The sequence below is a fragment of the Variovorax sp. EL159 genome, assembly GCF_900100965.1.
In the GTDB taxonomy this organism is placed as follows: Bacteria; Pseudomonadota; Gammaproteobacteria; order Burkholderiales; family Burkholderiaceae_C; genus Variovorax.
In genome coordinates this window covers 973,099-997,005 of sequence record NZ_FMUJ01000002.1, presented here as the reverse complement: position 1 = coordinate 997,005, position 23,907 = coordinate 973,099, and the positions used below count along the sequence as shown (strand labels likewise).

26 protein-coding genes are annotated in these 23,907 nt (G+C 68.6%); 12 read left to right on the top strand and 14 right to left on the bottom strand.

The annotated features are described in order from the left end of the window. Positions 1 to 45: 45 nt before the first annotated feature. Together BLQ28_RS10770 and BLQ28_RS10765 are read left to right on the top strand one after the other, a co-directional pair. The gene (locus tag BLQ28_RS10770; RefSeq protein WP_093238963.1) at positions 46 to 783 is read left to right on the top strand and encodes an aldolase; all 738 of its coding nucleotides are present in this window, start codon (positions 46 to 48) and stop codon (positions 781 to 783) included. A 219-nt stretch (positions 784 to 1,002) separates the two neighbouring features. After that, a complete protein-coding gene (locus BLQ28_RS10765) occupies positions 1,003 to 1,326 on the top strand; it encodes a hypothetical protein (RefSeq protein WP_093238961.1) in 324 nt (107 codons plus the stop codon). A 69-nt stretch (positions 1,327 to 1,395) separates the two neighbouring features. On the opposite strand, the gene BLQ28_RS10760 is transcribed toward BLQ28_RS10765, so the two are convergent. From BLQ28_RS10760 to BLQ28_RS10745, 4 genes are all read right to left on the bottom strand, one after another. Beyond that, complete coding sequence (locus tag BLQ28_RS10760) at positions 1,396 to 2,112, bottom strand: SDR family oxidoreductase (protein WP_093238960.1); 717 nt, start codon at positions 2,110 to 2,112, stop codon at positions 1,396 to 1,398. Between the two features lie 26 nt (positions 2,113 to 2,138). Beyond that, a complete protein-coding gene (locus BLQ28_RS10755) occupies positions 2,139 to 3,572 on the bottom strand; it encodes an MATE family efflux transporter (RefSeq protein WP_093238958.1) in 1,434 nt (477 codons plus the stop codon). Positions 3,573 to 3,602: 30 nt separating this feature from the next. After that, entirely contained in the window at positions 3,603 to 4,928 is a 1,326-nt protein-coding gene (locus BLQ28_RS10750) for an MFS transporter (protein ID WP_093238957.1), read from the bottom strand. A 109-nt stretch (positions 4,929 to 5,037) separates the two neighbouring features. After that, positions 5,038 to 5,493 carry a MarR family winged helix-turn-helix transcriptional regulator gene (locus BLQ28_RS10745; RefSeq protein WP_093238955.1) on the bottom strand — a complete coding sequence of 152 codons (456 nt, stop codon included), beginning with the start codon at positions 5,491 to 5,493 and terminating at the stop codon, positions 5,038 to 5,040. A gap of 75 nt (positions 5,494 to 5,568) precedes the next feature. On the opposite strand from BLQ28_RS10745, the gene BLQ28_RS10740 reads away from it, so the two are divergent. From BLQ28_RS10740 to BLQ28_RS10710, 7 genes are all read left to right on the top strand, one after another. Next, positions 5,569 to 6,120 carry a PaaI family thioesterase gene (locus tag BLQ28_RS10740; protein ID WP_093238954.1) on the top strand — a complete coding sequence of 184 codons (552 nt, stop codon included), beginning with the start codon at positions 5,569 to 5,571 and terminating at the stop codon, positions 6,118 to 6,120. Between the two features lie 144 nt (positions 6,121 to 6,264). After that, positions 6,265 to 7,332, top strand: a complete 1,068-nt coding sequence (locus BLQ28_RS10735) for a Fe(3+) ABC transporter substrate-binding protein (RefSeq protein ID WP_093238952.1) — start codon at positions 6,265 to 6,267, stop codon at positions 7,330 to 7,332. 43 nt (positions 7,333 to 7,375) lie between these two features. Next, the gene (locus BLQ28_RS10730) at positions 7,376 to 9,061 is read left to right on the top strand and encodes an ABC transporter permease (RefSeq protein ID WP_093238951.1); all 1,686 of its coding nucleotides are present in this window, start codon (positions 7,376 to 7,378) and stop codon (positions 9,059 to 9,061) included. Beyond that, entirely contained in the window at positions 9,058 to 9,744 is a 687-nt protein-coding gene (locus tag BLQ28_RS10725) for an ABC transporter ATP-binding protein (RefSeq protein WP_093238949.1), read from the top strand. The genes BLQ28_RS10730 and BLQ28_RS10725 overlap by 4 nt, the downstream gene beginning before the upstream one ends. A gap of 103 nt (positions 9,745 to 9,847) precedes the next feature. Beyond that, a complete protein-coding gene (locus BLQ28_RS10720; RefSeq protein ID WP_093238948.1) occupies positions 9,848 to 10,528 on the top strand; it encodes a glutathione S-transferase family protein in 681 nt (226 codons plus the stop codon). 63 nt (positions 10,529 to 10,591) lie between these two features. After that, complete coding sequence (gene gloA / locus BLQ28_RS10715) at positions 10,592 to 11,005, top strand: lactoylglutathione lyase (RefSeq protein ID WP_081268016.1); 414 nt, start codon at positions 10,592 to 10,594, stop codon at positions 11,003 to 11,005. Between the two features lie 22 nt (positions 11,006 to 11,027). Then, complete coding sequence (locus tag BLQ28_RS10710) at positions 11,028 to 11,585, top strand: DUF1697 domain-containing protein (protein ID WP_093239452.1); 558 nt, start codon at positions 11,028 to 11,030, stop codon at positions 11,583 to 11,585. Here the strand turns inward: BLQ28_RS10710 and BLQ28_RS10705 are convergent, their stop codons facing one another. From BLQ28_RS10705 to BLQ28_RS10690, 4 genes are all read right to left on the bottom strand, one after another. Continuing rightward, on the bottom strand, positions 11,586 to 12,314 hold the full coding sequence (locus BLQ28_RS10705) for a haloacid dehalogenase type II (RefSeq protein WP_093238946.1): 729 nt from the start codon (positions 12,312 to 12,314) through the stop codon (positions 11,586 to 11,588). A 5-nt stretch (positions 12,315 to 12,319) separates the two neighbouring features. Beyond that, on the bottom strand, positions 12,320 to 12,955 hold the full coding sequence (gene eda, locus BLQ28_RS10700; RefSeq protein WP_093238945.1) for a bifunctional 4-hydroxy-2-oxoglutarate aldolase/2-dehydro-3-deoxy-phosphogluconate aldolase: 636 nt from the start codon (positions 12,953 to 12,955) through the stop codon (positions 12,320 to 12,322). Between the two features lie 46 nt (positions 12,956 to 13,001). Continuing rightward, complete coding sequence (gene edd / locus BLQ28_RS10695; RefSeq protein WP_093238943.1) at positions 13,002 to 14,837, bottom strand: phosphogluconate dehydratase; 1,836 nt, start codon at positions 14,835 to 14,837, stop codon at positions 13,002 to 13,004. Between the two features lie 189 nt (positions 14,838 to 15,026). Continuing rightward, entirely contained in the window at positions 15,027 to 15,575 is a 549-nt protein-coding gene (locus tag BLQ28_RS10690; protein ID WP_093238942.1) for an OmpA family protein, read from the bottom strand. Positions 15,576 to 15,710: 135 nt separating this feature from the next. Here BLQ28_RS10690 and BLQ28_RS10685 point away from each other — a divergent pair, with 135 nt between their 5' ends. Then, entirely contained in the window at positions 15,711 to 16,427 is a 717-nt protein-coding gene (locus BLQ28_RS10685; protein WP_093238940.1) for a gamma-glutamylcyclotransferase, read from the top strand. After that, positions 16,424 to 16,963, top strand: a complete 540-nt coding sequence (locus BLQ28_RS10680) for a superoxide dismutase family protein (protein ID WP_093238939.1) — start codon at positions 16,424 to 16,426, stop codon at positions 16,961 to 16,963. Before BLQ28_RS10685 ends, BLQ28_RS10680 begins: the two co-directional genes overlap by 4 nt. Before the next feature lie 7 nt (positions 16,964 to 16,970). Here the strand turns inward: BLQ28_RS10680 and BLQ28_RS10675 are convergent, their stop codons facing one another. Then, positions 16,971 to 17,537, bottom strand: a complete 567-nt coding sequence (locus BLQ28_RS10675; protein ID WP_093238937.1) for a nucleotidyltransferase family protein — start codon at positions 17,535 to 17,537, stop codon at positions 16,971 to 16,973. A gap of 30 nt (positions 17,538 to 17,567) precedes the next feature. Here BLQ28_RS10675 and pdxH point away from each other — a divergent pair, with 30 nt between their 5' ends. Further along, the gene (gene pdxH, locus BLQ28_RS10670; protein ID WP_093238936.1) at positions 17,568 to 18,221 is read left to right on the top strand and encodes a pyridoxamine 5'-phosphate oxidase; all 654 of its coding nucleotides are present in this window, start codon (positions 17,568 to 17,570) and stop codon (positions 18,219 to 18,221) included. Between the two features lie 102 nt (positions 18,222 to 18,323). Here pdxH and BLQ28_RS10665 read toward each other — a convergent pair whose 3' ends face one another. From BLQ28_RS10665 to BLQ28_RS10645, 5 genes are all read right to left on the bottom strand, one after another. Beyond that, positions 18,324 to 19,550 (bottom strand): OmpA family protein, encoded by a 1,227-nt coding sequence (locus tag BLQ28_RS10665; protein ID WP_093239451.1) that lies wholly within the window; start codon positions 19,548 to 19,550, stop codon positions 18,324 to 18,326. Positions 19,551 to 19,552: 2 nt separating this feature from the next. Then, complete coding sequence (locus tag BLQ28_RS32945) at positions 19,553 to 19,924, bottom strand: hypothetical protein (RefSeq protein WP_176801065.1); 372 nt, start codon at positions 19,922 to 19,924, stop codon at positions 19,553 to 19,555. A gap of 171 nt (positions 19,925 to 20,095) precedes the next feature. Next, a complete protein-coding gene (locus BLQ28_RS10655; protein WP_093238933.1) occupies positions 20,096 to 21,046 on the bottom strand; it encodes an AEC family transporter in 951 nt (316 codons plus the stop codon). Positions 21,047 to 21,332: 286 nt separating this feature from the next. Continuing rightward, complete coding sequence (locus BLQ28_RS10650; protein WP_093238931.1) at positions 21,333 to 23,435, bottom strand: TonB-dependent receptor; 2,103 nt, start codon at positions 23,433 to 23,435, stop codon at positions 21,333 to 21,335. Positions 23,436 to 23,514: 79 nt separating this feature from the next. Further along, positions 23,515 to 23,895 (bottom strand): hypothetical protein, encoded by a 381-nt coding sequence (locus tag BLQ28_RS10645; RefSeq protein ID WP_256327245.1) that lies wholly within the window; start codon positions 23,893 to 23,895, stop codon positions 23,515 to 23,517. Between the last annotated feature and the right edge of the window lie 12 nt (positions 23,896 to 23,907).

The window sequence follows — 23,907 nt, the reverse complement described above, 5'->3', positions numbered from 1 at the left end:
TCCCCCAGCCCCCGACCTCAAAGAAAAATAGAAGGAGACTCCACGATGTCCGCCGATGCCACCTATGCCAGCCCCGCCGTGCGCCAGCTGCGCGAAGACCTCGCCCTTGCCTTGCGTGCCGCTGCCCATCACGGGCTGTCCGAAGGGGTCTGCAACCATTTCAGCGTGATGCTGCCAGGCACGCAAGACCGCTACCTCATCAACCCGCGCGGGCTGCACTGGAGCGAGATCGGCGCCGACGACATCGTGCTGATCGACGTGCACGGCGAGGTGCTCGCAGGCCGGCATCGCGTGGAGCCGACCGCGCTCTTCATCCACGGCGCGGTGCACCGGCTCACGGGCCACGCGGTGGTGCTGCATTGCCACATGCCCTACGCCACGGCGCTCACGCTCACGGTCGACCGCGCGCTCGACCCGACCGCGAGCCAGAACGCGATGCGCTACATGAACCGCATCGCCATCGACGCCGAGTACAACGGCCTGGCGCTCGACGATGCGGAAGGCGAACGCATCGCGCGCGCGATGTCGGGCAAAGACGTGGCCTTTCTCGCGAACCACGGCGTGATCGTGGCGGGCGCCACCATCGCGCATGCCTACGACGACCTGTACTACCTCGAGCGCGCATGCCTGCACCAGGTGATCGCGCAATCGACCGGGCGCCCGCTGGTGCCGGTGAACGCGAAGCTGGCCGCGCACGTGGCGGCACAGATCCAGGGCGAGCGCGAGCAGTCGGACCTGTTCTTCGAGGCCCTGCGCCGGATGCTGCCGCCACCGCGCCGCTGAACGACTGAACGACCGCGCTATCGATCCATCGACCTATGGCCGATGGAAGACGCCCGGTGGTGCTTTTCCGGCAGTAAAGCCCCCAGGATCGGCTGCGCAGCCCATCTGCGTCCTACGCGCATGGGCTTACAGCTCTTCATCCGATTTCGCTCCAGCCTTACAACAACTTCACAAAAGGCCGCGAGGATGAAGCTTCCAAATCAAACCACTGGGGGATCAGTGAAAAAGCTTACTTTCGCAATCGGCGCCGCGGCCCTTCTGTCGCTGGCCACGCTCAGCATTCCGGCCCAGGCCCAGACGGGCGGCCGCTTCATCCAGGCGCAGGTCTACGTGGTGCCCGCACCGCCGCCGCCGCGCCGCCACTACTACGCGCCGCCACCGCCGCGCTACTACCACGGCCCGCGCTACTACCGTGGCCATGACCGCTACTACGACCACGGCCGCCGCTGGGACGATCGCCGCCACAGCGGTCGCCGCGACAACGACCATGACGGCGTGCCCAACCGCTACGACCGCCGGCCGAACAACCCTTACCGCTACTGATCTTCCGGCCTAGGCGGATCAACGACGACCCGGGTCGCGCGCCCGGGTTCTTCTTTGTGCGGCAGCGTTCTATGCCGCAGCGCGCGCGGGCGAAGCCGCATAGGCTGGCGCTTCGCTCGACAGGCCCTGCTTCAGTTGGCGCGTGACGGTGTCGGCCAGCACCTCGGGCTTGCCGGCTTCCATGCCTTCCAGCGCCTGGCGCGCCACGTCGTCGGGCGATGCCTTGGCGCCGGGCACGTGCGCGGCCATGTCGGTGTCCATGAAGGCCACGTGCAGGCTCGTGACCTGCGTGCCCTGCCCCGCCAGTTCGTTGCGCAGGCCATTGCTCAGCGACCACGCTGCCGACTTCGTCGTGCTGTAGGTGGCCACGCTGGGAAAGGTGGTCCAGCTCAAGGCCGACAGCACGTTGACCACGGCACCGCCGCCATTGGCCGCGAGCACGGGCGCGAAGGCCTTCGTCAGCGCCCAGGGGCCGAAGAAGTTGGTCTCGAACTCGGCGCGCGCGGCATCGACAGCACCTGCGCCAAGCAGGTTCGATCCGCGCGAGATGCCGGCGTTGTTGACCAGCAGCGTGACGTCGCCACAAGCGCGCACGGCCGCTTCGATCTGCGCGGGCTGCGTCACGTCGAGCACCACCGGTGTCACGCCGGCCAGCGTGATGCGCTTCGGATCGCGCGCGGCACCGTAGACCTTGCGCGCGCCTGCCGCCAATGCGGCCTTGGCGAAAGCCAGTCCCAGCCCACGGTTCGCGCCGGTGATGAAGACAACGGAATCCTTGATTTTCATGGGAGGCCTTTCGGTGAGAAATTGATTCAGGCCTGCGCCACGCGGCGCAGCAATCCGGTGGTGCTGCGAGGCCAGCCCACGCGGCCGAACCACGCGCCGCCCGCGATGGCCGATGCGATCACGATGCCGTACACCACGAGCGCCACGCCTTGCGCCGCGAACACGCCGGTCAGGCCACCGCCCCAGCGCAACGCCAGCCACCCGCCGGTGCCCGCCACGGCCAGCCGCGCGATATTGCCGAGCACTGGCCACAACAGCCGCCCCGCGCCCTGCGACGCGAAGTACAGCACCAGCCCGACACCGAAGAAGCCGTACAGCGGCCCCACCACGCGCAGGTAGTGCGTGCCGGTCTCGAGCATCGCCGGGTCGCTGCCGAACAGCAGCAGCCAGGGGCGCGGAAAGAATGCGGCCGCGAGCCCGATGGTTTCGGTCAGCGCAAAGGCGAGCCCGGCGCCGGCCCACGTGGCACGCAGCGCGCGCTCGCGCTGCCCGGCGCCCATGCAGGTGCCGACCATCGCGACCAGTGGCGCGCCAAGGCCGAACACCAGCGGCACCAGCAGGTATTCGAGCCGCGATGCCGTGCCGTAGCCGGCCAGCGCGCCCGAACCGAAGTGCCCGGTCAGCGCGGTGGCAATGCCGATCGACAGGTTGGTCGCCACGGTCGACACCGCGCCCACCAGCCCGATGCGCAGGATGTCGCGGAACAGCGGCCAGCGCAGCTTGAGCGCGGCCATCGTGGGCCGCAGCAGGCTGCGCGGCGAACGCAGATAGGTGATGAGCGCGATCGAGCCCAACAGGTAGTACAGCAGCAGCGCCATCGCACCGCCCGCGATGCCCATGCCCGGCAGCGGCCCGACGCCGAAGATCAGCAGCGGCGATGCGGGAATGAGGAACACCACGCCCACCACCGTCACGTTGGCCGGCACCGACATGTTGCCGGTGCCGCGGATGATGGCCGAGAGCGAATTGAAGAGCCACACCAGCACCGCGCCCGCGAAGACCCAGTTGGAGTACGTGAGCGCTGCATCGAGCGCAGGGCCCGTGCCGCCCATCACGCCGTACAGCCAGCGCCCGCCGAACAGCAGCGCCAGCGTGAAGCACAGGCCGAAGCCCAGCGCGATGACGATGGCATGCCACACCAGCGCATCGGCATCGGCGCGCCGGCGCGCACCGAGCGCGCGCGCAATCGACGAAGCGATGCCGCCGCCCATCGCGCCGCTGGAGGTCATCTGCATCAGCATGACGATGGGAAACACCAGCGCCATGCCCGCGAGCGCGTCGGTGCCGAGCTTGCCGACGAAGTAGGTTTCGATGAGGCCGACGGAGGCCTGCGCCACCATCACCAGCACGTTGGGCGCGGCAAGGCGCAGCAGCGTGGGCACGATGGGCGCTTCGAGCAGGCGACGCGTGCGTGGGTCGAGGTCGGCCGACGAAGCGGCGGAAGAAGTCGCGATGGACATGGCGGGTGCGGGCGTTCGGTTGCGTGCGTATCAGGCGCGTGCCGCCGATGTCGATGCCGACGCCGAGGCCGGCGCACCGGTCTTGGCGGCGGGGCGACGGATCAGCATCACGATCAGCGCTGCCACCAGGCAGGCGGCGCCGGCCGCGTAGAGCGCGGGGGTGTAGGTCAGTAGCAGCGTGCGCGCAAAGCCGGCGCCGTAGGCGGCCGTGGCGGCGCCCAGTTGGTGCGCGGCGAAGACCCAACCGAACACGAGGCCGACCTTGGCCGGGCCGAAGGCGGCACCGGCGAGCTTGACGGTGGGCGGCACGGTGGCGATCCAGTCGAGGCCGTAGAACATCGCGAAGATGCCCAGGCCGTAGATGGTGAACTCCGAATGCGGCAACCAGAACAGCGACAGCCCGCGCAGGCCGTAGTACCAGAAGAGCAGCTTGCGGTTGTCGTAGCGGTCCGAGAGCCAGCCCGAAAGAATGGTGCCCACGAAGTCGAAGGCGCCCATCATGGCCAGCACCGAAGCGGCGGGCACGGCGCCCATGCCGTTGTCGCCGCACAGCGAGATGAAGTGCGTCTGCACCAGGCCGTTGGTGCTGAGGCCGCAGATGAAGAAGGTGCCAGCCAGAATCCAGAAGGTGCGGTTGGTCGAGACTTCCTTCAGCACGCGAAATGGCGTGGCGAAGTTCATGGGCGGCACTGCCGCGGCCGGCGCCGCGGGTTGGGTGCCGGGCACTTCACCGTAGGGCAGCAGGCCGATGTCGGACGGCCGGTTGCGCATGAGGCACAGCGCGAGCACGCCGATCAGGATGGTGCCGATCACGATCGGCACGATGGCCGAGCGCCAGCCCCAGTGTTCGATCATCCACGCCGCGAACGGCAGGAAGGCGAGTTGCCCCGTGGCCGAACTGGCCGTGAGCATGCCGATGACCAGGCCGCGGCGTGCCACGAACCAGCGGTTGGCCACCACTGCGCCGAGCACCAGCGCGGTCATGCCGGTGCCCAGCCCCAGCATCAGGCTCCACAAGAAGAAGAGCTGCCAGAGCTGCGAAGCCATGGTGACCAGCGCCATGCCCAAGCCGACGAGGGCAAGGCCGGTGCAGATCACGGCACGCAGGCCATAGCGCTCCATCAGCACCGCGGCGAACGGGCCCATGAGCCCGAACAGCGCGAAGCGCAACGCGAGCGCCGACGAGATCTGTTCGGTGCTCCAGCCGAACTCCTTGCCCAGCGGCTGCAGCATGGCGCCCGGCAGGCCCAGCGCGGCCGACATGGTCAGCATGGTCAGGAAGGTGATGGCGGCGACGATCCATCCGTAGTGGATGCCGCGGCGCTGGAGCCATGCGGAAACAGGGGTGGCGAACATGGGACCTCGGCTGTTGGAATGAGATATGGAGGAGGAAGGAGAAACGGGAAAAGCGGTGCCCGACGCGCCCATGCGCGGGGAGGGAATGGGGTGTTGCGGGGTGCCCGGTTCAGTCGCTGCTGTCGGGCGCGTCTTCGGTGCCGAGCAGTTCGAGCGACTCGTCGATCAGCAGGTGCAGCGCCAGCACGCGCTCCACGCCCAGCAGCGCGTTGAGCTTCTGCTGCGCGGTCTTCCAGTGCTGCTGCGCCTCGCGCCATTTGTCTTCGCCTTCGGGCGTGAGCGCCACCAGCCGGCTGCGCGCATCGGCGCCGGCTGTCTGCTCTACCCAGCCGGCAGCGATCAGCGGCTGCAGGTTGCGGCTCAGCGTGGAAGCGGTCATCTTGAGTTCGGCCGCGAAGTCGACCGGGCGCGTAGCGCCCAGCCGCTTGAGGTGCGACAGCAGCGAGTACTGCGTGGTCTTCAGTCCGCTTTGCGACACCTCGGCGTCGTAGTGCTGCGAGAGGCGTCGCATCAGTTGCCGCACCTTGAAACTGGTGCAGCCGCGGGGTTTGGTCTGGATGTCCATGGGGTATTATTGTATGTGCAACCATTGCATATACAACTCACCCACCACGCCAAAGCCCCCAGAAGGAACACAGGCATGACGACGAACCCCATCAACCTGCTCGACGCATGGATCGCCGAAGAGCGACAGATCACCGACCGCCTCGACGGCGGCCCGGGCCCCGGCCTGGCGCGCCCCGACCAGCTCGCGGGCAAGACCGGCCTCGAAATCATGCAGGCCATACTGAACGGCGACATCCCCTACGCCGCGATCGCCAAGACGCTGGACTTCACGATCCTCTCGGTGAGCAAGGGCGTGGCCGTGTTCCAGGGCACGCCGCTGCCGCAGCACCTGAACCCGCTGGGCACCATCCACGGCGGCTGGGTCGCCACCCTGCTCGACTCGGCCCTGGGCTGCTCGGTCCACACCATGATGCCGCCCGGCCGCGCCTACACGACGGCCGAACTCGGCGTGAACTACGTGAAAGGCCTCACGCCCAAGGTGCAGCGCGTGCGCGCCGAAGGCAAGGTGATCCACTGCGGCAAGCAGCTCGCCACGGCCGAGGCGCGCCTGTTCGGCCCCGATGGCACGCTGTACGCACACGCAACGACGACCTGCCTGGTGTTCGAGATTCCGCCGGCGCGCTGAGCCCGGTGGCCCAGTAGGCCTTCGACCCGTAAGTCCAAAGGCCGCGCACTTCTGCCTCCCAGTGATAATTATTCTCATCGGCGCCGCAGCCCGCTCTGCCGCCGATGCATTCCAGAACACGTCACTGCTCCCGGAGGATCCTTCATGACCGAACGCTCCCGCGTCCAAGGCCGCCGCGCTGCGCGCGCACTTCTCGGCGTCAGCGCCACCTGGCTGGCCATCGCGGCCCTGCCCGCACAGGCGGCAGCCGCCGACGAACTCACGCTCTACACGACGCGCGAGCCCGCACTGATCCAGCCGCTGATCTCAGCCTTCAGCGCGCAGAGCAACATCAAGGTCAACACCGTGTTCGTGAAAGACGGCCTTCTGGAGCGCGTCAAGGCCGAAGGCGCACGCTCGCCGGCCGACGTGCTGATGACGGTGGACATCGGCAATCTGATGGACCTGGTCGATGGCGGCGTGACGCAGCCGGTGAAGTCGGCCGCGCTCGAATCGGCCATTCCGGCCAACCTGCGCGGCACCGACGGCCAGTGGTTTGCGCTGTCTCTGCGCGCCCGCGTGCTGTATGCCGACAAAAGCCAGCCGCTCACCAGCTTCCGCTACGAAGACCTGGCCAGCCCGAAGTACAAGGGCAAGGTCTGCATCCGCGCCGGCCAGCACCCCTACAACACCGCACTCGTGGCCGCGCTGATCGCGCATGACGGCGAGGCCAAGGCCGAGCAGTGGCTGCGCGGCGTCAAGGCCAACCTGGCACGCAAGGCGACCGGCGGCGACCGCGACGTGGCGCGCGACATCCTCGGCGGCATCTGCGATGTCGGCCTGGCCAACTCGTACTACGTCGGCCAGATGAAGAGCGCCAAGGAAGGCACCGACGCGCGCAAGTGGGGCGATGCGATCAAGGTGGTCCGCCCGACCTTCGCCAACGCCAAGAGCGGCGGCACGCACGTCAACATCAGCGGCGCGTCGATCGCCAAGAATGCGCCGCAGCGCGCCAACGCGGTCAAGCTGCTCGAGTTCCTGGTGTCGGAGCCGGCCCAGTCGCTCTACGCGCAGGCCAACTACGAATACCCGGTGCGCAAGGGCGTGGCGCTCGACCCGATCATCGGCCAGGCCATCGGTGAGCTGAAGGTCGATCCGCTGCCGCTGACCGAGATCGCCAAGTACCGCAAGCAGGCCAGCGCGCTGGTCGACAAGGTCGGCTTCGACCAGTGACGGAGACGGCCGGGCACGCCTTGCCAGTGCCTGAAGAAAAAGAATGTCGTTGATTGCTCGGCGCCAGCCGCCGGGCCTGCAAGCCGCAGGCCCGGCCTGGCGCTGGACGTCGTTTGCGATTGCCCTCGGCGTGCTCGCGCCGGTGCTCACGCTGGCGTGGCTCGCCTTCGGGTCGGGCGTCGGGCACTGGGGGCCGCTGTTCGCGCACGTGCTGCCGCAGGCGGCGCTCAACACCGCGCTGCTGCTCGCGGGTGTCGGCACGCTGGTGCTGGTGATCGGCACCGGCTGCGCATGGCTGGTCACGGCGCATGACTTCCCGGGGCGCGGCACGCTGCACTGGGCGCTGCTGCTGCCGCTCGCGATGCCGACCTACATCGTCGCCTTCGCGTACCTCGACCTGCTGCACCCGATCGGCCCCGTGCAGGGCGCGATCCGCTGGATGCTGGGCTTCGACAGCCCGCGGCAGTTCCGCCTGCCCGACCTGCGCTCGATGCCGGGCGCGATCTTCGTGCTGGGCTTCGTGCTGTACCCCTACGTCTACATGACGGCGCGCGCGATGTTCATGACGCAGCCGGCGCACCTGATGGAAGCGGCGCGCACGCTGGGCGAAAACCGGCGGGGCGCCTTCTTTCGCGTGGCGCTGCCGCTCGCGCGGCCCGCGTTGGCCGTGGGCCTGAGCCTCGCATTGCTCGAAACGCTCAACGACATCGGCGCCTCCGAATTCCTCGGCGTGAACACGCTGACGGTGGCGGTCTACACCACCTGGATCACGCGCTCCGACCTGGCCGGCGCGGCCCAGATCGCGTGCGCGATGCTGTTCGTGGTGGTGGCCCTGGTCTGGCTCGAACGCAACGGCCGCCGGCACCAGCGCTTCGGCTCGGCGCAGCGCATGCGCGCCGTGCAGCCCAGGCGCCTGCATGGCGCGGCAGGATGGGCCGCCACGGCCGTCGCCGCGCTGCCGGTGCTAATCGGCTTCGTGGCACCCGCGCTGTATCTCGTCTGGGAAAGTGCCAAGCGGCTGCATCAGGGCGGCGGCATTTCGCGGGGGCTGGTTGCCAGCCTCGGCAACACGCTGGCGCTGGCAGCGGGCGTCACGGCGGTGGCCGTGGCTGCGGGGCTTGTGGTTGCCTGGGCCTCGCGCAGCCAGGGCACGGGCTTCAACCGCGCGCGTTGGCAGGCCCGTGTCGCCACGCTGGGTTATGCGGTGCCGGGCACGGTGCTGGCCATCGGCCTGCTCACGCCGGCGCTGGCCTTCGACGCCGCGCTGGCCACCGCACTCGGCCTGCAGGGCCTGCCGCTCATGGGGGCCGGCGTGGTGCTGGTCGTGGCCTGTGCGATCCGCTTCCTGGCAATGCCGGTCGGCGGCATCGAGGCCGGGCTCGCGCGCATTCCGCCCGCCATCGAGCAAGCCTCGCGGCTGCTCGGCGAAACCACCGGCGGCACGCTGCGCCGCGTGCACCTGCCACTGCTGCGGCCCGCGATGGCGGCCGGTGCGCTGCTGGTGTTCGTCGACGCCATGAAGGAACTGCCGGCCACGCTGCTGCTGCGGCCCGCCAATTTCGACACCCTCGCCACCTGGCTCTACGCCGAGGCCGCGCGTGGCACTTACGAAGAAGGCGCGATTGCCGCGCTGGCCATCGTGCTGGCCGGCCTGCTGCCGGTGGTGCTGCTGGCACGTAACCAGTTGGGTGCATCCACGGTGACGACCACCGATCCGGAAAAGACATGAGCTCCCCTCTTCACCTGGACGCGCTCCAACTCGCCTACGACACGCCGCGCGGCCTGCACACCGTCGTCGACGGCTTCTCGCTCTCGATGGCCGCCGGCGACATCGCCTGCCTGTTCGGCCCCTCGGGCTGCGGCAAGACGACGGTGCTGCGCGCCATTGCGGGCTTCGAGCCGGTGCGCGCCGGCACGGTCCGACTGGGCGACGTGCTGCTGTCTTCCGCGCAACAGCACCTGCCGCCCGAGCAGCGTCGCGTGGGGATGATGTTCCAGGAGTACGCGCTGTTCCCGCATCTGTCGGCCGCGAAGAACGTGGCCTTCGGCCTGCGCCGCTTGGGCCGCGCGGCGCAGCAGGCCCGCGTGGCCGAGATGCTGGCGCTGGTCGGCCTGGCCGAAGCCGGCGAGCGCTATCCGCATGAGCTGTCGGGTGGCCAGCAGCAGCGCATCGCACTGGCCCGCGCGCTGGCGCCCTCGCCCGCGCTCCTGCTGCTCGACGAGCCCTTCTCGAACCTCGACGGTGGCACCCGCGAGCGCCTGACCGCCGAGGTGCGCAACATCCTCAAGCAGGCGGGGCAGACGGCCATTCTGGTCACGCACAACGAGGCCGAAGCCCACGCCATGGCCGACCGCACCGGCGTGATGCACGGCGGCCGCATCACGCATTGGCTGAACACGGCGGCGCGCTAGCACAAGTCCGATTTTTTCAAATGAGCTTTCCGGGAAAAGGTTGTTCGAGGTCGCAAGAATCGCAGCGATCCGAAACACCCCTCCCCACCAGAACGGAAAGCCCATGCCGCAAGCCCTCACCCTCGTCAGCCACCTGCTGTGCCCCTATGTCCAGCGCGCCGCGATCGCGCTGCATGAAAAAGGCGTTCCCTTCGAGCGCATCGTGATCGATCTCGCCAACAAGCCCCAGTGGTTTCTCGACATCTCGCCACTCGGCAAGGTGCCGCTGCTGAAGGTGCGGCGCCCCGATGGCAGCGAGGCCGTGCTGTTCGAAAGCAACGTGATCTGCGAGTACCTCGAAGAGACGCAGGCGGGCGCGCGCCTGCACCCCGAAGACCCGCTCACCCGCGCCGAGCACCGTGCATGGATGGAGTTCGGCTCCGCCATCCTCGCTGACCTGTGGGGCTACGAAACCACGCAGGACGCGGCCGTGTTCGAGCAGAAGCGGCTCGCGCTCGTCGCCAAGTTCGCGCGCGTCGAAGCGGCGCTGGGCACGGGCCCCTACTTCGCGGGCGCGGGCTTCAGCCTGGTCGACGCGGTCTTTGCGCCCGTGTTCCGCTACTTCGAGGTGTTCGATGCCCTGCACGACTCGCACATCTTCGACGCCCTGCCCAAGGTGAACGCCTGGCGCCGGGCCCTGGCGAGCCGCCCGAGCGTGCGCGACGCGGTGGTGCCCGAGTACCCACAGCACCTGATGGCCTTCCTGCAACGCCACCAGGCCCACCTGCTGAAGCTGGCGGCTTGATCGCCGCGCCGGGAAGCCGACAATAGCGGCTCCCCATTCGATATCACTACACGGCACCACGAGATGCGACTTCTTCACACCATGCTGCGCGTTGGCAACCTCCAGCGCTCCATCGACTTCTACACCAAGGTGCTCGGCATGAACCTGCTGCGCACGTCCGAAAACCCCGAGTACAAGTACAGCCTGGCCTTCATCGGCTACGGCAAGGGCAACCCCGACCAGGCCGAGATCGAGCTGACCTACAACTGGGGCACCGAAAGCTACGAACTGGGCACGGCCTATGGCCACATCGCGCTCGGCGTGCCCGACGCCTACGCGGCCTGCGAGAAGATCAAGGCAGCGGGCGGCAACGTCACGCGCGAAGCCGGCCCGGTCAAGGGCGGCACCACCGTCATCGCGTTCGTGACAGACCCCGACGGCTACAAGATCGAGCTGATCCAGCGCGACGAAGGCGCCGCAGGCGGCGGTCTTCGCTGAAGCACGGCCGGGAGCAAGGTTGGTGGCGGGCTCGAAGAAACCGGCGACCACGACACGCCACGTCGCGCTGCTGCGCGGCGTGAACGTCAACGGCATCACGATCAAGAGCGCGGACCTGAAGGCGCTCTTCGTCGAGCTCGGCTTCGGCGCGGTGCGCACCGTGCTCGCCAGCGGCAACGTGCTCTTCGACACCGCCGAAAGCGATGCCGCCGCATTGCGCACGCGCATCGAACAGGCCCTGCGCAAGCGCTTCGGCTACGACGCGTGGATCGTCCTGCTCACGCAGAAGGCCGTGGCCGACATGGCCGCAGGCTACCCCTTCGAGCGCATCGACGAAGAGCGGCACCCCTATCTCGTGTTCGGCTCCGACGCCGCGATGCTCGACGAGATCATCGAGAAGGCCAGCGCGTTCGACCCGGCCACCGAACGCCTGCAACGCGGCAAGGGCGTTCTCTACTGGCAATGCCCGCGCGGCGAGAGCACCGACACGCCGGTCTCGAAGCTGCTGGCGAAGACGCGCTACAAGTCGAGCACGACCACGCGCAACCTGCGCACGGTCGAGAAGCTGATCTCGGACTGATCAGCAGCCGAGCAGGTCGGCCAGTTCGTTGATGTCGCGCGCGTGCAGGTTGTTGTCCGGCTGCGGCGACACGTCCTTCGGCTTGGCACGGCCGAACTCGTAGGGGCGCTCAATGTAGCCGGTCTTGAGGCCGCACGCGCGCGCGGCCGCCAGGTCGTCGTGGTGCGCGGCGGCCAGCATCACCTGGCCGGGCGTGGCGTCGAACACGCCCGCCACACCCAGGTAGGTGCGCGGGTCGGGCTTGTAGGCCTTGAACACCTCGGCCGACAGCACGCAGTCCCAGGGCAGCCCGGCGCGCTTCGCCATTTCGGTGAGCAGGCCGATGTTGCCGTTCGAGAGCGTGCAGATCGTGAACTTCTTCTTGAGTCGCGTGAGCCCCTCCACCGAATCGGGCCACGCGGGCAGGCGATGCCAGGCGCGACTCAGGTCGCGCCGTGCGGCGGCGTCGAGGCGATCGCTCAGGCTGAAATCGCTCAGCACCTGCTCGAGCATGCTCAGGTGCAGTTCGTCGAGCAGCGTGAAGCCACCCTCGCCTGCCGCGATGCGTTCCATCACGGCCTTCATGGCGGGCTGGTAGCCCGCGCGCCATGCCAGCGCGAAGGCGGCGCCATCGACACCGGGCAAGGCACGCTCGGCCTCCGCGGCAATGCCGCTGTGCCAGTCGACCACCGTACCGAAGACGTCGAAGGCGATGACCTTCAGGTCGCTCGCGTCGAAGTCGGTGCGCATGGCGATCAGCGCGGCAACTGGCTCGCGGCGCGCGCCAGTTGCTCGATCAGCGCCCAGTTGCCTTCGCGGATCGCATCGGCCGGCACGATCCACGAACCGCCCACGCAGGCCACGTTCGACAGCGCAAGAAACTCGGCCGCGTTGCCCGCATGGATGCCGCCGGTGGGGCAGAAGGTGACGTCGCCGAACGGGCCCTGCCATGCCTTGAGCATCGGCAGGCCGCCGGCCTGCAGCGCGGGGAAAAACTTGAGCTGGGTGTAGCCGTCTTCCTGCGCCGTCATGATCTCGCTGCCGGTGGCCACGCCGGGCAGCAGCGGCAGGCCGAGGTCGTGGCAGGCCTTGCCGACCGCGCGCGTGTAGCCCGGGCTCACGCCGAACTTTGCGCCGGCCAGTGCCGAGGCTTGCGCATCCGCAGCGCTGCGGATGGTGCCGGCGCCGGCCACGGCTTCGGGCACATCCCTGGCGATGGCTTCGATGCATTGCAGCGCCTGCGGCGTGCGCAGCGTGACTTCGAGCATGCGGATGCCACCGGCCACCAGCGCACGCGCCAGCGGAATGGCGTCTTTGACGTCGTTCAGCACGATGACCGGGATGACCGGGGCGTCGCGCATCACGTCGAGCGCAGTGAGTTTGTCTGTCATTTCATTTCTCCAATACGTTGCGCATGGCCTCGGGGGCGATGCATTTTCACAGCCAGGAGCAGGCGCCCTCTTCGGCGGCCAGTGCATTGCGGCGCATGCCGGCGAACAGCTCGCGGCCGAGGCCGTGTCCGTCGGCGATGCGCTGCGCTTCGGGCTGCGTCGCGGTTTCGCGCGCGGCCCATTCGTCTTCAGGCAGCAATACCGCAAGCGTACCCGCGACGGCATCGAGACGGATCAGGTCGCCGTCGCGCACCTTGGCGAGCGGGCCGCCCGCGGCCGCTTCGGGCGAAACGTGGATCGCGGCCGGTATCTTGCCCGACGCGCCGCTCATGCGCCCGTCAGTGACCAGGGCCACGCGAAAGCCCTTGCCCTGCAGCACCGACAGCGGCGGCGTGAGCTTGTGCAGCTCGGGCATGCCGTTGGCCTGTGGGCCCTGCCAGCGCACGACGCAGACCACGTCGCGCTCCAGTTCGCCGGCGGTAAAGGCCTTCTGCAATGCGGCCTGCGAGTCGAACACCCGCGCGGGCGCTTCGATCACATGGCGGTCGTCAGGCACGGAAGACACCTTGATGACGCTGCGCCCGAGGTTGCCGCTGAGCAGCTTGAGGCCGCCGGTGGCGCTGAACGGCTGCGCGACGGCGCGCGCGACCGCGTCGTTCTTCGAGGGTGCGGCGGAGTGCCATTGCAGGCGTTGCTGGCCACCTTCGACCAGCGCCGGGATGTTCGCGAATTCGCGGATGCCGCCGGCGCGCACGGTGAGCACGTCGCCGTGCATCAGGCCGGCATCGACCAGTTCGCCGATCACGAAGCCGGGGCCGCCCGCGGCCTGGAACTCGTTCACGTCGGCGCTGCCGTTGGGGTACACGCGGGTCAGCAGCGGGATCACGTCGGAGAGCTTCGAGAAGTCGTCCCAGTCGATCACGATGCCTGCGGCGCGCGCCACGGCCACCCAATGGATCAGGTGATTGGTGGAGCCGCCGGTGGCCAGCAGCGCCACCATGGCATTGACGATGCAACGCTCGTCGACCATCTCGCCGATGGGCGGGCAGCTGAACGCGGCCTCGCTCGCCTTGCCCAGCACCGTGCGCACCGCCTCGCGCGTGAGCGTCTCGCGCATCGCATCGCCGGGCTGGATGAACGCCGTGCCGGGCACGTGCAGGCCCATGGCTTCGAGCAGCATCTGGTTGCTGTTGGCGGTGCCATAGAAGGTGCAGGTGCCCACCGTGTGATAGGCCGCCATCTCTGCATCGAGCAGGCCCTGCCGGCCCACGAGGCCTTGCGCGGCCTGCTCGCGCACCTTCGACTTGGCGTTGTTCGACAGGCCCGAAGGCATCGGCCCGGCCGGCACGAACACGGTCGGCAGATGGCCGAAGTGCAGCGCGCCGATCAAGAGGCCCGGCACGATCTTGTCGCACACGCCGAGCATCAGCGCGCCGTCGAACATGTCGTGCGTGAGTGCGATGGCGGTGCTCATGGCGATGACGTCGCGGCTGAACAGGCTCAGCTCCATGCCGGGCGTGCCCTGCGTGACGCCGTCGCACATGGCCGGCACGCCGCCAGCCACCTGCGCGGTGGCGCCAAGGCGGCGGGCCTCGTGCTTGATGATGTCCGGGTAGCCCTGGTACGGCGCGTGGGCCGAGAGCATGTCGTTGTAGGCGGTGACGATGCCGATGTTGGGCGCGCGCTCGGTCACCACCCTGAACTTGTCGTTGGCCGGAATGCCGGCCACGGCATGCGCCACGTTGGCACAGCCCATGCGGTCGGAACCGCGATCGCGGCCGCGGATTTCGGCCAGCCTGGAGAGGTACGCACTGCGCTGCGCATGGCTGCGCTCGCGAATGCGATCGGTGACGTCGCGAACGATGGAATGTGTGCTGCTCATGGGGGTCTTTGGCTCTTGCTGCGTGTCGCGGATGCGACTGGAGGCCTGGAGACCCATCGTACCAAGTTGACGGAAAAGAGCTGATGAAATCCGGGCGCCGAACAATACGAATTTACTCAGGCATGCCCCCCATGCGGCAGGCACAAAAAAGCCCGGCATTGCCGGGCTTGTTCTGCGGGCGGGTGGCGCTCAGTCCACCAGCTTGACTTCGACGCGGCGCGCCTCGGCGTTATTGCCCGTGCCGGCGGTCACGGCCGGCTTCTGCAGGTCGATCTTGTCGGCCGGCACGCCCAGGCCCGTGAGCACGTCGCGCACCATCTGGGCGCGCTTCTTGGCGAGTTCTTCGTTGATGGCCGCGTCACCCGTGGCATCGTGGAAGCCCGAGACCACGGCCTTGTGGCCGCTCTCGACGCCCTTGATGACCGCGGCCAGCGCTTCGGCGGCGCCCGGTGCGAGGTCGGCGCTGCCGGTCGCGAAGTAGAAGTTCACCACGCCGTCGACCACGCGGATGCTGGCGCCGTCGGGGATGGTGACCGTCACCGTCTCGGTGACTTCGGCCAGCTTGGTCTCCTGGCCCGGCGCCGGCGCCGAGATCACCACGGCGGGCTTGGCCGGGGCGGCAGCCGCGTTGTGGCCCTTGTGCCAGAGCACGATGCCCACCACGAAGAAGATCACCAGGGCGATCAGGGCCATCACGAATCCGAGGATGAAATTTTGCTGGCTGTCGTCGTCGCTCATTGCGGGTCTTGCTCCGTAGGAAAGGGGTCGGTAAATAATGGTGCGGTGAACCATGATCACGAAATTGTAGGCGCCGCCCCTGACACCCCCGTGTCGGACCCCTCGCCGGATCCCGGACCACCGGGCCTCGACCCGATGCCCAAGCCCCTGCGCGACCCGCAGCCGATGCTCGAACGCGCCATCGCCGACTGGGGCGGACACGAAGATCTCTGGCTGTTCGGCTACGGCTCGCTGATCTGGCGGCCCGACTTCGGCTTCACCGAACGGCGCCCCGCCTGGGTGCACGGCTGGCACCGCGCGCTGAAGATGTGGAGCCGCGTCAACCGGGGCAGCGTCCAGACGCCGGGCCTCGTGTTCGGGCTGCTCTCGGGCGGCAGTTGCCGCGGCATGGTGTTCCGCGTGCCGAAGGCCGAAGGGCTCGAAACGCTGAAGCGGCTCTGGCTGCGCGAGATGCCGACCGGCGTGTACGACCCCAAGTGGCTGCGCTGCGGCACCGACGACGGCCCCGTGCGCGCACTGGCCTTCACGCTGTCGCGCCGCAGCCCCAACTTCACGGGCGAGCTGAGCGAAGAGCGCTATCGCCACATCTTCGCCCACGCGGTCGGCCGCTACGGCAGCTCGCTCGACTACGCACAGCAGACGCTGCTCGAGCTGCAGCGCCATTCGATCCACGACGCCGCGCTGGCCCGGCTGGTGGCGCTGGCGCCGCCCCCTGCATCCGCCCCCGCAAAGCAGGCACCGCAACCATCCAAGGCCGCCGCCGATTGCGATGCGCCAGCGGCTCCGGTATATGTTCCGGGGTCTCCCGACTCTTCTTCCCAACCTTCCGGACCGTCCAAGGAAAACACATGAACCATCGTCGTCTCATCGCCACCGGTGCCGCCCTCCTCGCCACCGCCGTCCTGGCCGCCTGCGGCAGCATGGGTGGCAAGCCGAGCACGGCCGTCGAGCTGGTGCCGACCGCCGCGATCACGCCCAACCCGACGCGCGGCACCGTAACCTTCACCGCGCTGGAGCACGGCGTGCGCGTGTCGGGCGAAGTGCGCGGCCTCGTGCCGGGCAGCGAGCACGGCTTCCACATCCACGAAAAGGGCGACTGCGGCGACAACGGCAATGCCTCGGGCGGCCACTTCAACCCGACCGGCGGCACGCACGGCAAGTTCGCCGCACCGGGCAGCCATGCCGGCGAACTGCCGAGCCTCGTGGCCGACGCCGGCGGCGTGGCCCGCTTCAGCGTGGAAGACCACTCGATCTCGCTGACCGACGGTGCCGCCAACAACGTGGTGGGCCGCGCGCTGGTGGTGCACCGCGACCGCGACGACTTCACGACGCAGCCGGCCGGCAACTCAGGCCCGCGCATCGCCTGCGCGGTGATCCCGAAGCCCTGATGAACCGCTAACGGCCCGCGCGCGCCAGCCAGAGCGCTTCGGCGCGCGCCAGGGCCTCGGGCGTGTCGATGTCGGTCACGACGCCGACATCGTCCACCACCAAGTCCGCTACCGAATCGATAGCGCGCATCGACCGCAGGATGGACGATGCGCCCAGCGGGCCTTCCAGCGCCGCAAGCTGCGCATGGCAGCCCGCCGCAAAGCCCACCGGATGCCCACGCTCGCCCTCGTACTGCGGCTGTACGGCATTCACCCGACCACCGAGCGCGGCAGCAACCGCCTGCAGTGTCTCGGGCCGCACCAGCGGCAGGTCGCCCGGCAGGATCAGCCAGCCCCTGGCGCCGGGCGTGGCGCGCACGGCCGCGGCGATGGAGTCGCCCATGCCGGGATGGCCGATGTCTTCCAGGTGCCACGGCAGCCCGCTGGCGCGCACCGCATCGAGCGTGCGCTCCAGCACCGGCTTGCCCGCGAGCATCGCCTTCAGTTTGGAACCCGTGCCACCGGCCGCAATGAAGCGTTCGCCCCGGCCCGAGGCCAGCACGATCACCACCGGGGAATTCGCCTTGGTCGTCATGGGCCGAAGTATGTGCGCAACAATTCGGCCATGACTTCCTCTCCAACCAACGAAACGCTGGCCGCGCTGCGCAAGAGCTACGAACGCGCCGAACTCGGCGAGGCCCACAGCGCCAGCGATCCGCTCAAGCAATTCGAGCGCTGGCTCACCGAGGCCATCGACGCGCAAGTGCCCGAGCCCAATGCCATGACGCTGTGCACCGTGGGCAGCGACCTGCGGCCGTCCAGCCGCATCGTGCTGATCAAGGGCTACGACGCGCGCGGCATCGTCTGGTACACCAACTACGAAAGCCGCAAGGGCCAGGAGCTGTCGGGCAACCCGTATGCGGCGCTGCAGTTCCACTGGGTCGAGCTCGAGCGCGTGGTGCGCATCGAAGGCCGCGTCGAGAAGGCCGGCACCGACGAAAGCGACGCCTACTTCGCCAGCCGCCCGCTCGATTCACGCATCGGCGCCTGGGCCAGCCCGCAGAGCGAGGTCATCAGCGGACGCGACGTGCTGGTGAAGAACGCCGCGGTGGCTGCCGCCAAGCACCTGCTGTCGCCACCGCGCCCGCCGCATTGGGGCGGCTTTCGGCTGGTGCCCGACCGCTGGGAGTTCTGGCAGGGCCGCAAGAGCCGGCTGCACGACCGGCTGCGCTACCGGCTCGAAGGCGCCGACTGGGTGCGCGAGCGGCTGGCGCCCTGATCTGTTCGCGAAACACCGCGGAACCGGCTCTGCCGGGCCGCAGGTGTTGCCCCCGGACGGGGTTGGCGCAGCGACACGAAGTGCGCGAAGCCTGGGGGCGAGTCAAGTCTCGCAACCCACCACCTTGAACTCGACGCGCCGGTCCAGCGCGTCGCTCGCATCGTCGGCCCCGGTACCGACGATGTTCTCGCGAAAGCCCATGCCGGCCTCGCGCAGCTTCTTCGACAGCGGCGGCGCCTCGGTCACCAACCGGCTCTTGACGCTCGCGGCGCGCTGCAGCGACAGCCGCTCGTTGACCGCCTCGGAGCCCGTGCGGCTGGTGTGCCCCGTCACGACCACGCACGAATCGATCTGCGCCGCCTGCCGCGCGATCTGGCGCAGCCACATCGGATAGGCCGCGCTGATCTTCGGGTCCGCCAGAAAGTCCGTCGAGCCCGGCTTGAACAGGAACTTGACGCTCAGGTTGTTGGTTTCGAGCCCCAGGCGCGCGATGGTGCCGAAGGTTTTCTCGGCATCGGCCGTGCGCCCAAGTTGCGATTGCGTGAGGTACAAGCCGCTGTAGATGCGCAACTGCTGCCCGTCGGGCCGCTTCGATGCCGCCTCGTAGCGGCTCAGCGCCTCGCTCATGCGGCCGGCCTCGTAGGCGGCGGTGGCCTCCTGCAGCACGGTCGAGGTCGGCAGGCGTTCGAGGTACAGCGCATCGGCCGCCTGGCCCGGCTGGGTTTCCGCGGTGCGGATGTAGCCCTCGACGCCGCGATCCTTGCCGTTCACCGGGCTGTCGCGAAAGAAGGCGGTAGGCCGCGTGTCGAGCGATGCGTCGCTGATGCGCGCCACCGACTGCGCGATCACCACGCCGCTCTTGATCTCGGTCAGCGCAAGGTTCAGGCGGTACGGGCCGCCCGACGCGTCCTTGTCGCGCACCAGCGTGCCGTTGAGCACGTACTGTGCGTTGCCGATCTCGGTGGCGTTGAACGGCGTCACGGTGAACTGCTTGAACTGGGCCTGCATGCGCTGGACGATGCGCTGCTCGGCCACGCGGGTCACCTCGGTCTGCTGGCCGCTCGCGCCTTCGAGCAGCGGGTCGATCACGATGCGGCTCTGCTTGAGCGACGACTCCACTTTCGCCAGGAAGGCCGGCAGCTTCTGCGTCTGCACCATCAGGTCGTCCACCGCCTGGTTGACGGCCTGGTCGAAGGGCATGGCGTTGCCGGGCACGGGGCGATGCGCGCAGGCGGCGGCGAGCACGACGGTGGCGCACAGCGCCAGCATGCGGAGCGACGCGCGGATGCGGCGCGGCGTGCGCGAGGTGGTCAGGGAGATGTTCGTCATCATCAGCATTGGCTCCTCAATGTCTTCATGTCCTGGTCCGACAGCGGCTCGCCGATGGCGGCGCGCATGTTGATGTCGCCGCAGCGCTTCGAGGGCGCGGGCCTTCTGGCGACGGGTTCCCTTTGCGCGTCCTGCGATGTCGTCGAGGCCTGCGCGGCGGCTTGGGGCCGTGGCTTCGCGGCCGGCCGCGCCACGGCCGCAGGCGCGGGCTTCGGCTCGGGATCCGGCGCTTTTTTGGGCGCCTTCTCCGCCGGCTTCTCCGCTATCTCACGGGGCACATTGACGGACAGGCACGGCGTCCTGCAGGGCTTCGCATCGGCCGCCGCCTGCGCGGGCATGCATTGCAGCGCGATCACCGTCGCGACCAACGCCATAGCAGGAAGGGGCGAAGAGCGCGCCGGGTAAATCATCAGCCGGCAAATGTAGGGCCGTGGGTGCCGTGCGCCATCTCACCAAACGGCCACCCTGCCGAACGGCATAGGGCGCGCGAAGGAACGCGCTAGGGCGAAAGTTCGCGACGCGCTACGAAGAGAGAACCGAAGGGCTCAGGGCAGCCACTGCACCCAGACCATCACCAGCGTGAGCGTGCCGAGCGCCAGCACGGTCGATACCGCCACGCTGGCCGTCACCAGGTCTTCAGCGGTGCGGTAGCGCTGCGAGAACAGGAACACATTGGCGCCGATGGGCAGCGCCGCCGCAACCACCATCACCGTGAGCGGTATGCCGCGCACGCCGAGCACCCAGCCGATGCCGGCCACCAGCAGCGGGTGCAGCAGGTTCTTGACCAGCGCCTGCACCAGCGCGCCACGCCAGTGCCGGCCGATGGGCGTGAGCGCGAGCGTGATGCCGACCATCACCAGCGCCACCGGTCCGAAGGCCTGGCCGAGCAGCTGGATCGGCTTGTCGATGACTTCGGGCATCGCAAGGCCGGTCTGCGCGAACAGCAGGCCCGCCATGATCGGCAGCGGCACCGGATGGATGATGGCGTTGCGCAAGGCGCGCAGCACGGTGCGCGCCATCGAGCGCTTTTCCGCACCGCCGACCACCGCGTGCTCGCGCGCAACGGCCAGTTCGAGCACGACGGTGGCACTGGTCAGCAAGACCAGCGAGTGCAGCGAGATCAACGTGAGCAGCACTACCATGCCCTCTTCGCCGTAGGCCAGGCCGATGAGCGCGATGCCGATCATCACGGTGTTGCTGTAGGTGTTGGCCAGCGCGATCACCGCCGCCGTGCGGTTGAAGCCACGCAACGCGAGCGTGCCCGCGAACAGCAGGCCCGAGGCGATGAAGTACGCCGCGACCGGCTTGAGGCTGAGTTGCTCGACGTGCACCGTGCTCATGGCGCGGAACAACAGCGCGGGCGCGAGCAACAGGAAGATGAGGTTCGACAGGTCCTTGACCGCATTGCCGCTGATCCAGCGACGCCTGCCTGCGAGGTAGCCCGCGGCGATGAGAAGGACGACGGGCAGGAGCGAGGAAATGACGAAGGAATTCACCCTCGAAGGATAGTCGAGCGCTTGCCGTGCCTTGCTCCTTCCCCCTCTGGGGGAAGGTTGGGATGGGGGCAGGCAGAGTGCTCGATAGGTCCGCCGCTTGCCCCCACCCCTGCCCTCCCCCGGAAGGGGAGGGAGAAAGACATCAGGGACAAATGCACGCACCGTTCCCGCATTGCTCCTTCCCCCTCCGGGGGAAGGTTGGGATGGGGGCAATCAGAGCGCTCGATGGGTCCGCCGCTTGCCCCCACCCCTGCCCTCCCCCAAAGGGGGAGGGAGCAATACAAGGTCAGAACGTCACGCGCAAACCGACCTTCAGCGACCGCCCCGGCAACGGCGCGTTCGGATACACCGTCGTCGTCAGGATCGACGTCGGGCTGTAGGCCAGCTTGTTCGTGATGTTGTCCATGCGCGCATACCAGGTGAGGTTGGCGCGCTGAACCTTCATGCGGTAGGTGATCGCCGCATTCCACAGCGTGTACGCATCCGTCTCGCGGGCGCCGACACTCGGCACGCGATGCTGCGCCGCGTTGTAGTCGAAGCCGAAGCGCGCGCCCCACGGGCCGTTGGCGTAAACCAGCGTCGCGCCCAAACGCAGCGGTGCGATGCGCGGCAGCGGTTCGTCGGTGTCGAGGTTCTTCGCACGCACGATGTCGCCGCGCCATTCGAGGTCGAGCGTGGACGCATCGGCCATCCGCGCGAAACCGTCGGTGCCCAGCAGGCGCAGGTTGCCGCTGGCCTCGATGCCGGTGAAGCGCGCGCGCACGCCGCGGTACAGGTACTCGGCCAGCGTGTCGGTCACCTCGGGGTCGGTCACCACCTGGCCTTCCTTGTCGAGCGTGCGGCCCGACGCGGTCAGGCCGATGTAGTTGCTGAAGCGCGTGACATACGCATTGACGCGGGCCGTGTTGGCGCCCGACTTCCACTGCGCCCCAAGGTCGAAGCCGGTGGACTTTTCCTTCTTCAGGTTCGGGTCGCCCACTTCCCACGCGGCCGTGGCCACGTGCGGACCGTTGGCGAGCAACTCGTAGTCTTTCGGCGCGCGCTCGGTGTAGGCAAGGTTCGAGGTCAGCTGCCACTGCGGCGCGAGGTTGACCAGCGCACCGAAGGCCGCGCTGTGCGGATTGAAGGTGCGCTCGCCAACGGCGAAGCGCGTGACGGTCGGATCGTCCGGGTAGCCCAGCGAGCGGATGCGGACCTTCTCGGTGCGCGCGCCGAAGCTCAGGCGGCCCCACGACGTGCCGTACTCCTCATACAGGAACAGCGCGTTCGAGCGCGTGCGGCTGTGCGGCGCAAAGGCCTCCTCGCCATCGGCGGCGAAGCGGTTGGTCTCGCTGCTGAAGCCGACCAGGCCTTCGAAGTTGCCGATCTTCTCGTGGCGCGCCTCGATGCGCAGGTCGTTGCTCATGTTCGAGAACTTCGTGCCGGGCTGGCTGCCCTCGAACTCGGTGTGGCGGTAGTTGGTGTGGCTGAGCTTGGCGTGGACGCTGCGGATGATGCCGCCCGGGCGCCACTCGCCTTCCAGCGCGTAGCGGTCGGACTTCATGCCGATGGTCACGTCGTCCTCGGCCACGGTGCCGTAGGTGCTGCGGTAGGTGGCGACCGACGCGCCGATGTAGCCCTGGTCGAAGAACAGCGTGCCGCCGATCGCGCCGCCATGCGCCTCGTTGGCCGAGTTGCAGATCTTGCGTGCACGCCACGGCGAGCCGGGCTTCTCGCAGTTCAGGTCGATGGGCACCGAGGCGTCTTTCGAGTCGCGCTTGAAGGCGTCGACGTGCACCGCGAAGCGGTCGTTGCCGCCTTCGAGCACCACGCCGCCGTTCTTCTCCTTGTTGCCGGTGGCGTAGCCCAGGTCGGCGCGGCCACCGAAGCCGTTGATCGGTTCGGACGGAATGCGGTTGTCGATCACGTTGACCACGCCGCCGACCGCACTGCCGCCGTACTGCAGCGCCGAGGGGCCGCGCAGCACTTCGATGCGCTCGGTGACCAGTGCGTCGACCGGCACCGCGTGGTCGTAGCTCAGTGCCGAGGCGTCGGGCGCGCCGCCGCCGTTCTGAAGGATGCGGATGCGGTCGCCGTCCTGTCCGCGAATGATCGGACGGCTGGCGTTCGGGCCGAAGTAGCTGCTGCTCACGCCGGGCACGTTGTTGAGCGTTTCGCCGAGCGTCGATTCGGAACGCAGCAGCAGCTTGTCGCCCGACAGCGTGGTGGTCGGCGCGATCAGCTCGCTGGCGCCGAGCGGATTGCCGGTGACGGTGACTTCGCGCAGGCTGGCGGGGTCGGCCGGTTGGGCCGGGGCCGCATCCTGGGCCTGCGCATGGGACGTGCCCGCGAACGCGGCGAGCGAGAGAACGGCAACGCCGATGGCGTTGCGACGGAAATTGGGAATCATGGATGGACACTCGTTGAATCGATGGGCGGCCCACCGCCCCCGCGCAAGGCGGGTTCGACAGCCGGAACACAAGGGAAATTCAGCGAGCGGAAGGCGGACCGCGTGCATCGAACAGCACGATCCATCGGGAGACGGCTTCGCCCTGCAGGTAGGCGAAGGTGGCCGACGGCAGCAGCATCGGCAACACCACCAGCGGCACGCCCGGCGCGCTGAAGCCGTGCGCCAACTGGTCGTACAGCCGGCATTCGGCGTCGGTCTTGTCGCCGAACAGCGCATACAGGCCGTCGTGCCGTGGCACGAAGCCCGAGGCCTTCGCGGCCACGGCCGTGCGCTCGGCCGCCACGGCCCAGCCGCGGTCGCCCGGCATGTGCAGCGTGGCATGCACGAGGCCGAGCGTCGACGCCATCCACACCGCAAAAAGCAGTGCGAGGGCGACGGTGCGCGACAGCCTCGGGTTCATCGTCATGCGGCG

Bases quoted from the DNA above. Each gene is read 5' to 3' on its own strand.
- BLQ28_RS10740 (WP_093238954.1), top strand. From the start codon at position 5,569: ATGACGACGAACCCCATCAACCTGCTCGACGCATGGATCGCCGAAGAG.
- BLQ28_RS10730 (WP_093238951.1), top strand. From the start codon at position 7,376: ATGTCGTTGATTGCTCGGCGCCAGCCGCCGGGCCTGCAAGCCGCAGGC.
- BLQ28_RS10735 (WP_093238952.1), top strand. From the start codon at position 6,265: ATGACCGAACGCTCCCGCGTCCAAGGCCGCCGCGCTGCGCGCGCACTT.
- BLQ28_RS10685 (WP_093238940.1), top strand. From the start codon at position 15,711: ATGCCCAAGCCCCTGCGCGACCCGCAGCCGATGCTCGAACGCGCCATC.
- pdxH (WP_093238936.1), top strand. From the start codon at position 17,568: ATGACTTCCTCTCCAACCAACGAAACGCTGGCCGCGCTGCGCAAGAGC.
- gloA (WP_081268016.1), top strand. From the start codon at position 10,592: ATGCGACTTCTTCACACCATGCTGCGCGTTGGCAACCTCCAGCGCTCC.
- BLQ28_RS10680 (WP_093238939.1), top strand. From the start codon at position 16,424: ATGAACCATCGTCGTCTCATCGCCACCGGTGCCGCCCTCCTCGCCACC.
- BLQ28_RS10720 (WP_093238948.1), top strand. From the start codon at position 9,848: ATGCCGCAAGCCCTCACCCTCGTCAGCCACCTGCTGTGCCCCTATGTC.
- BLQ28_RS10745 (WP_093238955.1), bottom strand. From the start codon at position 5,493: ATGGACATCCAGACCAAACCCCGCGGCTGCACCAGTTTCAAGGTGCGG.
- BLQ28_RS10705 (WP_093238946.1), bottom strand. From the start codon at position 12,314: ATGCGCACCGACTTCGACGCGAGCGACCTGAAGGTCATCGCCTTCGAC.
- BLQ28_RS10760 (WP_093238960.1), bottom strand. From the start codon at position 2,112: ATGAAAATCAAGGATTCCGTTGTCTTCATCACCGGCGCGAACCGTGGG.
- eda (WP_093238945.1), bottom strand. From the start codon at position 12,955: ATGACAGACAAACTCACTGCGCTCGACGTGATGCGCGACGCCCCGGTC.
- BLQ28_RS10725 (WP_093238949.1), top strand. From the start codon at position 9,058: ATGAGCTCCCCTCTTCACCTGGACGCGCTCCAACTCGCCTACGACACG.
- BLQ28_RS10645 (WP_256327245.1), bottom strand. From the start codon at position 23,895: ATGAACCCGAGGCTGTCGCGCACCGTCGCCCTCGCACTGCTTTTTGCG.
- BLQ28_RS10750 (WP_093238957.1), bottom strand. From the start codon at position 4,928: ATGTTCGCCACCCCTGTTTCCGCATGGCTCCAGCGCCGCGGCATCCAC.
- BLQ28_RS10665 (WP_093239451.1), bottom strand. From the start codon at position 19,550: ATGACGAACATCTCCCTGACCACCTCGCGCACGCCGCGCCGCATCCGC.
- BLQ28_RS10690 (WP_093238942.1), bottom strand. From the start codon at position 15,575: ATGAGCGACGACGACAGCCAGCAAAATTTCATCCTCGGATTCGTGATG.
- BLQ28_RS10650 (WP_093238931.1), bottom strand. From the start codon at position 23,435: ATGATTCCCAATTTCCGTCGCAACGCCATCGGCGTTGCCGTTCTCTCG.
- BLQ28_RS10755 (WP_093238958.1), bottom strand. From the start codon at position 3,572: ATGTCCATCGCGACTTCTTCCGCCGCTTCGTCGGCCGACCTCGACCCA.
- BLQ28_RS10675 (WP_093238937.1), bottom strand. From the start codon at position 17,537: ATGACGACCAAGGCGAATTCCCCGGTGGTGATCGTGCTGGCCTCGGGC.
- edd (WP_093238943.1), bottom strand. From the start codon at position 14,837: ATGAGCAGCACACATTCCATCGTTCGCGACGTCACCGATCGCATTCGC.
- BLQ28_RS10770 (WP_093238963.1), top strand. From the start codon at position 46: ATGTCCGCCGATGCCACCTATGCCAGCCCCGCCGTGCGCCAGCTGCGC.
- BLQ28_RS32945 (WP_176801065.1), bottom strand. From the start codon at position 19,924: ATGGCGTTGGTCGCGACGGTGATCGCGCTGCAATGCATGCCCGCGCAG.